The organism is Enterococcus sp. DIV0436a, from assembly GCF_051711605.1.
GTDB lineage: Bacteria > Bacillota > Bacilli > Lactobacillales > Enterococcaceae > Enterococcus_B > Enterococcus_B faecium.
Window position 1 is genome coordinate 2,615,001 of record NZ_JBIONA010000001.1, and the last position, 11,978, is coordinate 2,626,978.

Here is an 11,978-nt window from a genome sequence, read left to right on the forward strand (position 1 = left end):
TCCTCCAGTGCGTTTTACCGCACCTTCAACCTGGACATGGGTAGATCACATGGTTTCGGGTCTACGACTACATACTCAAACGCCCTATTCAGACTCGCTTTCGCTGCGGCTCCGTCTCTTCAACTTAACCTCGCATGCAATCGTAACTCGCCGGTTCATTCTACAAAAGGCACGCCATCACCCATTAACGGGCTTTGACTTGTTGTAGGCACACGGTTTCAGGTTCTATTTCACTCCCCTTCCGGGGTGCTTTTCACCTTTCCCTCACGGTACTGGTTCACTATCGGTCACTAGGGAGTATTTAGCCTTGGGAGATGGTCCTCCCGGATTCCGACGGAATTTCTCGTGTTCCGCCGTACTCAGGATCCTCCTAGGTGTCTTCCACATTTCGTCTACGGGGTTTTTACCCTCTTTGACTGACTTTTCCAAGTCATTCGACTATCTGAAAGAACTACCATATCGGAGTCCTACAACCCCAACAAGCAAGCTTGCTGGTTTGGGCTTTTCCCGTTTCGCTCGCCGCTACTCAGGGAATCGAATTTTCTTTCTCTTCCTGCAGGTACTTAGATGTTTCAGTTCTCTGCGTCTACCTCGAATGTGCTATGTATTCACACAATCGTAACATCCTATTAAAGATGCTGGGTTCCCCCATTCGGAAATCTCTGGATCATAGCTTACGTACAGCTCCCCAAAGCATATCGGTGTTAGTCCCGTCCTTCATCGGCTCCTAGTGCCAAGGCATCCACCGTGCGCCCTTATTCACTTAACCTTATCAACCTTGCGGTTGGGTTTTGATCCTTCTTCTAGCGATAGAAGTTAGATCAAGAAAATAAGCAATTGAACTTATTAAAAAACTCTATCCAGCTCACAAATCAGCCTGTGCGGCAAAAAGATCGATCGTCTCATAAAATCAAAGATTTTATGGCCGTCCGCCTATTTTGCTTCAGGCTAAACAATTTGTTCAGCTTTCAAATTCAACGCGGTGTTCTCGGTTTGTATTACTTACATTTACTTCAAATATCCAGTTTTCAATGAACAAATTTAACAACTAATGTTGTTAATGGAGCCTAGCGGGATCGAACCGCTGACCTCCTGCGTGCAAAGCAGGCGCTCTCCCAGCTGAGCTAAGGCCCCGTTTTAAATTGAGAGTAAACCTCTCAAAACTGAACAAAGTAAAAACAAATTGTGTAGTCTCCGTAATATTCCTTAGAAAGGAGGTGATCCAGCCGCACCTTCCGATACGGCTACCTTGTTACGACTTCACCCCAATCATCTATCCCACCTTAGGCGGCTGGCTCCAAAAGGTTACCTCACCGACTTCGGGTGTTACAAACTCTCGTGGTGTGACGGGCGGTGTGTACAAGGCCCGGGAACGTATTCACCGCGGCGTGCTGATCCGCGATTACTAGCGATTCCGGCTTCATGCAGGCGAGTTGCAGCCTGCAATCCGAACTGAGAGAAGCTTTAAGAGATTAGCTTAGCCTCGCGACTTCGCGACTCGTTGTACTTCCCATTGTAGCACGTGTGTAGCCCAGGTCATAAGGGGCATGATGATTTGACGTCATCCCCACCTTCCTCCGGTTTGTCACCGGCAGTCTTGCTAGAGTGCCCAACTGAATGATGGCAACTAACAATAAGGGTTGCGCTCGTTGCGGGACTTAACCCAACATCTCACGACACGAGCTGACGACAACCATGCACCACCTGTCACTTTGCCCCCGAAGGGGAAGCTCTATCTCTAGAGTGGTCAAAGGATGTCAAGACCTGGTAAGGTTCTTCGCGTTGCTTCGAATTAAACCACATGCTCCACCGCTTGTGCGGGCCCCCGTCAATTCCTTTGAGTTTCAACCTTGCGGTCGTACTCCCCAGGCGGAGTGCTTAATGCGTTAGCTGCAGCACTGAAGGGCGGAAACCCTCCAACACTTAGCACTCATCGTTTACGGCGTGGACTACCAGGGTATCTAATCCTGTTTGCTCCCCACGCTTTCGAGCCTCAGCGTCAGTTACAGACCAGAGAGCCGCCTTCGCCACTGGTGTTCCTCCATATATCTACGCATTTCACCGCTACACATGGAATTCCACTCTCCTCTTCTGCACTCAAGTCTCCCAGTTTCCAATGACCCTCCCCGGTTGAGCCGGGGGCTTTCACATCAGACTTAAGAAACCGCCTGCGCTCGCTTTACGCCCAATAAATCCGGACAACGCTTGCCACCTACGTATTACCGCGGCTGCTGGCACGTAGTTAGCCGTGGCTTTCTGGTTAGATACCGTCAAGGGATGAACAGTTACTCTCATCCTTGTTCTTCTCTAACAACAGAGTTTTACGATCCGAAAACCTTCTTCACTCACGCGGCGTTGCTCGGTCAGACTTTCGTCCATTGCCGAAGATTCCCTACTGCTGCCTCCCGTAGGAGTTTGGGCCGTGTCTCAGTCCCAATGTGGCCGATCACCCTCTCAGGTCGGCTATGCATCGTGGCCTTGGTGAGCCGTTACCTCACCAACTAGCTAATGCACCGCGGGTCCATCCATCAGCGACACCCGAAAGCGCCTTTCAAATCAAAACCATGCGGTTTTGATTGTTATACGGTATTAGCACCTGTTTCCAAGTGTTATCCCCTTCTGATGGGCAGGTTACCCACGTGTTACTCACCCGTTCGCCACTCTTCTTTTTCCGGTGGAGCAAGCTCCGGTGGAAAAAGAAGCGTTCGACTTGCATGTATTAGGCACGCCGCCAGCGTTCGTCCTGAGCCAGGATCAAACTCTCATAAAAAGTTCGAACAATCTTGCGATTGTTAAGCTCAATTTGTTTGCTAGCATATTGCTTGCTTGTTAAAAATGTTTGTTGTCTTGAATTGAATCAAGACGCCCTACACATTTGGTTTGTCTTACTTTGTTCAGTTTTCAAAGGTCTACTTCATCGAGAGTGTTTCCCGATTCATTTTTGGCTGCCGTAGCAACTTTTATATCATATCAGAGAGACAAGCGATTGTCAACTCTTTTTTAAAAGTTTTTTTCGATTTCGTTTTTCGAAATCTTTCAGCAACTCATTTATCATAACTTATCGTTTGTTATTTGTCAAGAACTTTTTTGAAGTTTTTTTCGATAGAATCAAGCTTCGCAAGTGGTTCTTTTTTAACGACTCAGTTATCTTATCATGTCGTTAGTAACATGTCAATAACTTTTTTGTTATGTTTTTGAATAAATATTTTCTTCTGTCTTTTGGACAAGTAATAATATACCAACTAAATTTAGCTTGGTCAACGAATTTTTTGTATTTTTTCAAGTTTTTTTCAATAAACGATTATTCATAACTTTTCTTTCTTTATCGTTCGTTTTCGTCTTCTTTAATGTCTAGAATAGTCGGCATTAGCTTTTGAACTTTCGTTATTATTTATTCCTTTCTACACAGCAAAAGCTGCCTAAGGAATTCCTTAGACAGCTTTTATTCGATTATCTCATTGTTGGGAATAGCAAAACATCCCGAATTGATTGTGCATCAGTTAGCAACATTACTAATCTGTCGATCCCGATACCTAGACCACCAGTTGGCGGCATACCGTATTCTAAGGCTTCCAAGAAGTCTTCGTCTACACCGTGAGCTTCGTCATTTCCTAGTTCACGTTCTTTTTCTTGCGCTTCGAATCTTTCTCTTTGATCAATTGGATCGTTCAGTTCTGTAAAGGCATTAGCAAATTCGCGCCCCACGATGAATAGTTCGAATCGATCTGTGAATCGAGGATCTTCTGGATTTTTCTTCGCTAAAGGCGAAACTTCGACTGGATGTCCGTATACAAACGTCGGTTGTGTCAATGTTTCTTCAACAAATGTTTCAAAGAATTCATTGATAACATGTCCGACACCCATAGCTTCGGTTACTTCTACATTGTGTTTTTCGGCTAAAGCTAATGCTTCTTCCAATGTCATTTCTTGCCAGAAGTCTACACCAGTTTGTTCTTTGATTGCATCTACCATATGGATGCGTTTAAAGTCACTTTCTAAGTCGACAGCTTGTCCATCATATGTGATTTTTGCTGTTCCTAGTACTTTTTCAGCTGCGTTACGGATAATACCTTCTGTCAGATTCATTACATCATTGAAATCAGTATATGCTGTGTATGCTTCTAACATCGTAAATTCTGGATTATGTGTAGTATCAATTCCTTCATTACGGAAAACGCGGCCGATTTCATAAACTTTTTCCATTCCGCCAACAATTAGTCGTTTTAAATGAAGTTCTAGCGCAATACGCAAATATAAATCAATGTCCAGTGCATTATGATGCGTGATAAATGGGCGTGCGGCAGCTCCACCTGCCTCATTGTGCAATACTGGTGTTTCTACTTCAATATAGCCATTGCCATCTAAATAGCGACGGATTTCGCTGATAATTTGGCTTCTTTTCATAAATCGGTCAAAGCTTTCGCGATTACTGATTAAATCCAAGTAGCGTTGTCTGTAGCGTTGTTCAATATTCGTTAAGCCATGGTATTTATCTGGCAGTGGACGAAGTGCTTTTGACAAAATCGTGATTTCTGAAGCTTTGATAGAAACTTCGCCTGTGTCTGTTTTCATGATTTGTCCAGTTACACCAAAGAAATCTCCAAGGTCTGCATGTTTGAATACTTCATAGGCCTCATCACCTACTTGGTCTTTTCTTACATAAATTTGAATTTGGCCTTCACGATCTTGTAGATGCGCAAATCCAGCTTTCCCTTTTCCTCGGCGAGTCATCATACGACCAGCTACACTAGCGGTCAATCCCATTTCTGCTAGTTCTTCTTTTGTTCTTGGATCAAATAGTTCATGCAATTCTTCTGAGTTGTGCGTGCGTTCAAATCGTTTTCCAAATGGATCGATTCCATCTTCACGCAATTGTTCCATTTTTTGACGACGTACAAGCATTTGATCATTTAAATCTTCTACTTGATGTTGTTGTTCCTGTGTCACAAAAGTTCCTCCATTCTCATGTTAATCTCTTTCCTATAATGCCAATGAAACACAAAAAAAGCAAGCCGAACTTGGAATTTCGGCTTGAAAATTCACGAAAAACTTAGAAATCACAACGTTTGTTTCAATAGTACTTTTTCCGCTTTTTCTACAAATTGATCCAGCAGGTCATTGATTTCTTGCTGTTTTTCTGTCTGATTGATTGCTACTTTCACTTTCGCTGCTCGAGGAATCCCTTTTAAATAATAAGCCGCATGTGTTCTGAATTCTCTACAAGCTACTTTTTCTCCTTTGAGATCTGCTAAGCGTTGTAAATGAAGTTTAGCTGTAGCAATTTTTTCGGCTGGTGTTGGTTCAGGAATCAGTTCTCCTGTTTCGAGATAATGCTGTGTGCGGTGAATCATCCATGGATTGCCCAGCGCTGCACGACCAATCATCACACCGTCTGCACCGACATAGTCAAGCATCCGTTTTGCATCTTCTGGCGTTTTGACATCCCCGTTCCCCATAAATGGGATCGTCAAATGTTTTTTCACTTCTTTCAATACTTCCCAGTCCGCTTTTCCTTCATACATCTGAACCCGTGTACGTCCATGCATAGCGATGGCACTTGCTCCAGCTGATTGTGCTGCTAATGCATTTTCTACAGCAAAGACGTGCTCTTCATCCCAACCAATACGCATCTTGACTGTTACTGGGATATCTACTGCTGAAGAAACAGCTTGGACCATTTCGTATACTTTCTCAGGATCTAAAAGCCATTTTGCTCCTGCTTCTGCTTTGATCACTTTATTTACTGGACAGCCCATATTGATATCTATTATATCGGCAGCTGTGTTTTCTTCGACAAATTGAGCAGCTTCAACTAGACTATCTTTATTTCCGCCAAATATCTGTAAACTTAATGGATGTTCTGTTTCTTCAATGTGGAGCATCTCTAAAGTTTTTTTGTTTCTGAAATGAATACCTTGGTCACTGATCATTTCACATACGACTAAGCCTGCACCAAATTCTTTGACAGTGACTCGAAATGCTGAATTTGTTATTCCAGCCATCGGTGCAACAACGACACGATTAGGGATTTCCACATTGCCAATTTTCCATGTGTGTTCCACTTAAATCCCTCCTAAGGCTTCTTTCTTCAATCCAGCTAATTCTTCTTCGCTATACTTGTATTTGTTATTACAGAAAGAACAAACCGCTTCTGCACCGTGATCTTCGTCTATCATTGCTTGGATTTCTTCTGCACCTAACGCGATAATTGCTTCTGCAAATTTTTCTTTTGAACAGTCACATTTGAATTGAACAGGCATTTTTTCCAAAATGTTCAATTCTTCTGTACCAAGCAATCCTTTCAATATTTCTTCTGGTGTCTGTCCTTCATCTAAGAGGGTAGAGATTCTTGGTGTCGTTTTTAATTGTTCTTCGATCTTGCTGATTGTTTCTTCATCGGCACCTGGCATGATTTGGATCATGAATCCTCCCGCCGTCTTGATGCTGTCGTCAGTATTGACCAATACACTCAGTCCAACAGCTGAAGGGATTTGTTCTGAGATAGCAAGATAGTAAGTAAAATCTTCAGCGATTTCTCCAGAAACAATCGGCGTTTGCCCAGAAAAAGGTTCTTTTAATCCTAAGTCTTTTGTGACAGTAAACATTCCTTGTGTTCCAACTGCTCCCCGCACATCGATTTTACCTTCACTATTTAGAGGAAGACTGAGATGCGGATTTTTGATGTAACCTTTCACATCTCCCTTTCCATTTGCATCTACTACAATTCCTGTTGCTGGACCATCGCCTTGGATTCGAACAGTTAATTTGTCTTCTCCTTTGAGCGTCGCACCAAGTAGCAGACTACCGACCAATGTCCGTCCCAAAGCAGCTGAGGAGGTGTGCCAAGTATCATGACGTCTTTGTGCCTCCGCTACGGTATTTGTTGCTTGAACTGCGTATGCTCGGACGAATCCGTCGTGAGCAAGTGCCTTAACCAAATAATCTTTCATTTGTTATGTACTCCTTTTTCCGTTTTTAAACTCATAGTGAATCATACTAGCAACTACTGCTTTTTTCAACTTTGGAATGCTTCTTTTAAAAATAATTCAGAATCATCTAGAAAACAGGACATCATCCTATTTACAACTTAAATAAAGAAATCTCCCGAAAACCGGTTTTTGTTCCGGTTTTCGGGAGTCATATCAGATCAATTGACCTATATTTTTTTATTTGTATTGATCGTCTGAATGATTATCTTCTGATTGTTGAGAATCTGAATCATGTTCTGCTTTATTTTCCTCATTCAGTTCATGTTTTGCTTCTTCAAAATCACGTTTTTCTTCCGCTTGTTTTTCAGCGTCTTTTTCTTCCAAAGCACGTTTTGCTTCTTCAAAAGTTTTCGCTTCTTTTTCGCTTGGATAATCATTTGACTCAGTACCTTCAGGCATCACACCGTGTTCAAACAATGACTTGATTGCTTTGGCATCCAATGTTTCGAATTCCAAAAGTTTTTCAGCAATCAGTTTATGCTGCGCACGATGAGCTTCGATGATTTCTCGAGCTTTATCATGAGCTTCCATCAAGATTTTTCGTACTTCTTGATCAATCTCGAAAGCGACTTGTTCAGAGTAAGCTTTTGTTTGACCATAGTCGCGGCCAACAAACACTTGATGGTTTCCTTCATATTGAACAGGACCTAAACGATCACTCATTCCATATTCTGTTACCATGCTTCGTGCTAGAGCTGTCGCTTGCTCAAAGTCATTGGAAGCACCAGTTGATTGGACATTGAAGATGATTTCTTCAGCTGTACGTCCACCAAGTAAGCCTACGATTTGTTCAAACATATCTTCTTTCGTCATCAAGAACTGATCTTCTTTTGGTAAAGCGATCATATATCCGCCGGCGCGTCCGCGAGGGATGATCGTTACTTTGTGGACGACCCGAGCGCGACTCAATACTAATCCGACAATCGTATGACCAGCTTCGTGATAAGCAACCATTTCGCGTTCTTTTTTGCTGATTACGCGATCTTTTTTAGCTGGACCTGCAATCACGCGATCTTCCGCTTCATCGATATCAGAAGCATCGATTTTCTTTTTATTTCTTCTAGCAGCTACTAACGCTGCTTCATTCAAGACATTTTCTAAATCTGCTCCGGCAAAACCTGGTGTCTGTTGAGCCACAACTTTCAAGTCAACGTCATCTGCCATCGGTTTATTCCGTGCATGGACTCGCAAGATTGCTTCACGACCTTTTACATCTGGACGTCCAACTAAAATCTGGCGGTCAAAACGGCCTGGACGTAGTAACGCTGGGTCTAGTACATCAGAACGGTTGGTTGCAGCAATGACGATTACTCCTTCATTTCCGTCGAAGCCATCCATTTCTACAAGCAATTGGTTCAATGTTTGTTCGCGTTCATCATGTCCGCCGCCCATACCGGCACCACGTTGACGACCTACCGCATCAATTTCATCAATGAAAATGATAGCTGGTGCGTTTTTCTTCGCTGTTTCAAACAAATCACGAACACGACTTGCTCCAACACCGACAAACATTTCTACGAAATCAGAACCCGAGATCGAGTAAAACGGTACTCCAGCTTCTCCGGCAACAGCTTTTGCTAATAAGGTTTTACCTGTTCCTGGAGGTCCTTCTAAAAGTACACCTGCCGGGATACGGGCACCTAATTCAACAAATCGGCGAGGATCTTTCAGAAATTCAACAACTTCAACTAGTTCTTGTTTTTCTTCTTCCGCACCCGCTACATCAGAAAAACGTACGCGATTAGCTTTTTTGTCTGCTTCTTTGGCTTTTGATTTACCAAAGTTCATGACACGGCCGCCACCGCCACCGCCGCCGCCTTGTTGTCCCATCATCATGTAAAAGAAAAAGATGATGATTACGATTGGCAAGAAGCTAAGCAATAGGGAAACCCATATACCGCTGCTTGATTCTTCTTTTACTGTTGTAGCAACTTTGTTTTCTTTTGCCAGTTCTGTTACTTGGCTCAATGTTGTATCATTTGGCAAAATGATTGTTGTGAAATGGGTAGTAGTCGTATCTGTTGAACCTAAGATAGCTAACCCACCGCTGTTAGCGACGGTCTGCTGTTCTTTGTATTCACCAGTGATCTTATATACACCATTTGCAGGCTGCACTTCAAATTCTTTGATCTTGCCTGCTTGTAGTTGTTCTGTGAATTTTGAGTACTCGATATCTGACGATCGCTGGCCGTTATTACCAAAAATAAAATAAACGACCATTACCATCGCTAAGATTACGAGGACATAATACAAGGCATTTTTCATCATGCCGTTGTTCTTTTTGTTCATAGTTGCCCTCCCTAAGCGTCAATTTAATTTAACAGTTTTTTATCAATCCTGACCATTCTATTGTACCATAATTTAATTGAGATACAGCATTAATTTGATTGATAAACACTAGGTTTCAATACACCGATGTACGGAAGGTTACGATATGCTTCTGCATAATCCAAGCCATAACCGACCACAAATTCATTTGGTACGTTGAAGCCAACATAATCTGCTTCGATATTTACTACTCTTCCTTCAGGTTTGTCAAGTAGTGTAACAATTTTGACTGATTTTGCTTTGCGGTATTTGAAAAGATCCACTAAATAAGCAAGTGTTCTTCCGCTGTCAATGATATCTTCAACGATCAACAGATCGCGACCTTCTACATTCGTATCTAAGTCTTTGACGATTTTTACTTCCCCTGACGAGACTGTTGCATTCCCGTAGCTTGAAACATCCATGAAATCCAATTCCAAATACGTATCGATAGAACGAACGATATCTGCCATGAATGGTACCGCTCCTTTTAAGACACCTACTACTAGGGGATTGGTGTTTTGGTAAATTTCTGTTAACTCTTTGCCTAGTTCTTTGCAACGAACTTGTATCTCTTCTTGTGAGATCAAAATTCTCTCAATATCCTTTTCCAACATCAGGTTCTCCTTCCAATTGCTTCTTTTTGATATTTGTAAAGAAGTATGTAGTGTATTTTATCAGTTTCTTCACGAATACTCAAATATGAAAAGGCAAAAGGTATCAAGCTATATATATTTCTTTTGGCATCTGTAATGATCCAAGCATGCTGCCTTTGTGAATTAGGTACTTTCTGATCGATAAAATATCTAGATACTTTTTTTGTGAGATTCTCTGTTAATTTAATGCGGTCTCCTGCTTTTCTTTTTTCGACATACAGTTGCACATCAGCAGGAATCCAAATGTCATGAGAAAATAGAGACCATGAATCTGTTGCTTTGATGTCCCCTGCATTTTCAGGTTTGACCAGACCAATCCATTCTGTTTCATTCAAATATATTCCTTGTTCTGGAATCAGCAACAAGCGCTGGTCTTCTGTCTGGCTAGTTGCTTGTTTTTCTTTTTTAGAGAGTACAACAAAATGATACTCTCTTTTCAGTATCCAATTATTGCCAATACTGAGTTGCCATTGGCTTTTTTTCTGTTGCCACTGTTCTAAAATCGACTCCATTTGTTGTTCTTTCAAAATAATCCCTGTTTTTGAGAATGCTTTGTCGAAAAAGGAGTAAAAAAAATAGTATCGTTCAGCATCTGTCATTTCTTCGATCATTTCTGCAGAAAATCGAAATTGTTCCTCCCACTGTTCGACTTCCTTTTCGATCAACTGTCCCATATATTTTTGAATGACTTGGTCTGCCCATTGGATCTGTTGCGAAAATTGCTGGAAATGTCTCAACGCCTGTGTATTTTCTTGTTTCAATTGAGGAACTACCAAATGACGAAGCCGATTTCTCTGGACATCTAACAATTGGTTTGTCTGATCCTCAAAGTAAACAAGCTGCGATTCTGCTGCATAAGTATATAGGTCTTCTTTGCTAAAACTCAGCAACGGACGAACCAGTCTGCCCGTAGCAAATGGTTGTACTTCTTTGATTCCAGAAAAAGTATTTAACTGTCCCCCACGAACGATTTTCATTAACACCGTCTCGATTTGATCATCTCCGTGATGAGCAGTCATCAATGTGTCATATTGTCCTTCTTCCATCACGCGAGTGAATTCTTGATAACGAAAGTTACGAGCTTCTGTTTCTATGGCGGATTTGGCTGGATCTTCCCAAATACTTACGTATAAAGGGAGATTCTTCTCTTCACAATATGAGCGAAGATAGGCAGCTTCTTCTGCTGATTCTTCTCTTAATTGATGATTGATGTGGACGATACCTAAAGAAAAACCGATTTGGCGTTGCACTTGTAAAAGTAAATGGAGCAAAACCATCGAATCAACACCACCTGATACCGCTGCTAAAATTCTCGATCCTTGTTGCCAGAATCCTTGTTCATTCCCGTGCCGAATAAATGACTGCTGTAATAGCGGTGCTTTTTTCCCGCCTTTTTCAACGTTCATCCTTTCCACACCCTTTCTTCCTAAAAAAAAGAGAGCGGGAAAACGTCTAAAACGACAATTAACCTGCCCTCTGTTGATACTATGACCCAAATAGTCGCACTATCATTATTTGCGGCTTTTTAGCTGCGGCGTCCGCCACGGCCACCGCGCTTTCCTTCTGTGTTTCGCTTCAATGAAGATAAGCGGTCATCGCTATCTTTCAAAAATGAACTCATCAATGAATCGAAGTCTTCTTTTTGAGCTGAAGGTTGACTACGAGAAAAAGATTTTTTCTGTGCTGGACGATTTCGGTTGTCACGGGGATCTTTTTGTTGATATTTTTTAGGACGGCTTTCTTCTCCAGATTCAGCAGGTTGTTCCTGCGCTTTCCGGATAGATAGTCCGATTTTTCCATCATCATTTACTGAAATAACTTTGACTGTTACTTCATCTCCTACACTTAAAACATCATGGATGTCTTTTACATAGCCATTTGACACTTCGCTAATATGAACTAGACCCGTTTTTCCAGCACCTAGATCAATAAACGCACCAAAATTTGTAATTCCTGATACTTTTCCTTGCAGTTTTGCTCCTACCTCGATTGACATAAAAAAAATGTTCCTCCTAATTATTTCCCT

General features: G+C 42.0%; 7 protein-coding genes, 1 tRNA gene and 2 rRNA genes (1 of these 10 only partly in view). All 10 read right to left on the bottom strand.

Features of this window, described 5'->3' with window-relative positions; genetic code table 11:
* Window positions 1-769 (bottom strand): 23S ribosomal RNA (locus IGL15_RS12965); it reaches 2,146 nt to the left of the window's first position.
* 292 nt (window positions 770-1,061) lie between these two features.
* A tRNA-Ala gene (locus IGL15_RS12970) sits at window positions 1,062-1,134 on the bottom strand.
* A 76-nt stretch (window positions 1,135-1,210) separates the two neighbouring features.
* Window positions 1,211-2,770, bottom strand: a 16S ribosomal RNA gene (locus IGL15_RS12975).
* Together the 16S and 23S rRNA genes with 1 tRNA gene alongside form the textbook arrangement of a ribosomal RNA operon.
* Before the next feature lie 680 nt (window positions 2,771-3,450).
* Window positions 3,451-4,947 (bottom strand): lysine--tRNA ligase, encoded by a 1,497-nt coding sequence (gene lysS, locus IGL15_RS12980; protein ID WP_002296055.1) that lies wholly within the window; start codon window positions 4,945-4,947, stop codon window positions 3,451-3,453.
* Window positions 4,948-5,057: 110 nt separating this feature from the next.
* A complete protein-coding gene (gene dusB, locus IGL15_RS12985; protein ID WP_002307694.1) occupies window positions 5,058-6,062 on the bottom strand; it encodes a tRNA dihydrouridine synthase DusB in 1,005 nt (334 codons plus the stop codon).
* Window positions 6,063-6,950, bottom strand: coding sequence for an Hsp33 family molecular chaperone HslO (gene hslO / locus IGL15_RS12990; protein ID WP_002298174.1), 888 nt, complete (start codon window positions 6,948-6,950; stop codon window positions 6,063-6,065).
* Window positions 6,951-7,166: 216 nt separating this feature from the next.
* Window positions 7,167-9,278 carry an ATP-dependent zinc metalloprotease FtsH gene (ftsH, locus tag IGL15_RS12995; protein ID WP_002287418.1) on the bottom strand — a complete coding sequence of 704 codons (2,112 nt, stop codon included), beginning with the start codon at window positions 9,276-9,278 and terminating at the stop codon, window positions 7,167-7,169.
* An 89-nt stretch (window positions 9,279-9,367) separates the two neighbouring features.
* Window positions 9,368-9,913 (bottom strand): hypoxanthine phosphoribosyltransferase, encoded by a 546-nt coding sequence (gene hpt, locus IGL15_RS13000; protein ID WP_002287415.1) that lies wholly within the window; start codon window positions 9,911-9,913, stop codon window positions 9,368-9,370.
* Window positions 9,913-11,358 carry a tRNA lysidine(34) synthetase TilS gene (gene tilS / locus IGL15_RS13005; protein ID WP_104765430.1) on the bottom strand — a complete coding sequence of 482 codons (1,446 nt, stop codon included), beginning with the start codon at window positions 11,356-11,358 and terminating at the stop codon, window positions 9,913-9,915. The genes hpt and tilS overlap by 1 nt, the downstream gene beginning before the upstream one ends.
* Before the next feature lie 119 nt (window positions 11,359-11,477).
* On the bottom strand, window positions 11,478-11,948 hold the full coding sequence (locus IGL15_RS13010; RefSeq protein ID WP_002287412.1) for a S1 domain-containing RNA-binding protein: 471 nt from the start codon (window positions 11,946-11,948) through the stop codon (window positions 11,478-11,480).
* Window positions 11,949-11,978: the final 30 nt, after the last annotated feature.

Excerpts from the sequence above, each read along its gene's own strand:
- ftsH (WP_002287418.1), bottom strand. The coding sequence starts at position 9,278 with ATGAACAAAAAGAACAACGGCATGATGAAAAATGCCTTGTATTATGTC.
- tilS (WP_104765430.1), bottom strand. The coding sequence starts at position 11,358 with ATGAACGTTGAAAAAGGCGGGAAAAAAGCACCGCTATTACAGCAGTCA.
- IGL15_RS13010 (WP_002287412.1), bottom strand. The coding sequence starts at position 11,948 with ATGTCAATCGAGGTAGGAGCAAAACTGCAAGGAAAAGTATCAGGAATT.
- hpt (WP_002287415.1), bottom strand. The coding sequence starts at position 9,913 with ATGTTGGAAAAGGATATTGAGAGAATTTTGATCTCACAAGAAGAGATA.
- hslO (WP_002298174.1), bottom strand. The coding sequence starts at position 6,950 with ATGAAAGATTATTTGGTTAAGGCACTTGCTCACGACGGATTCGTCCGA.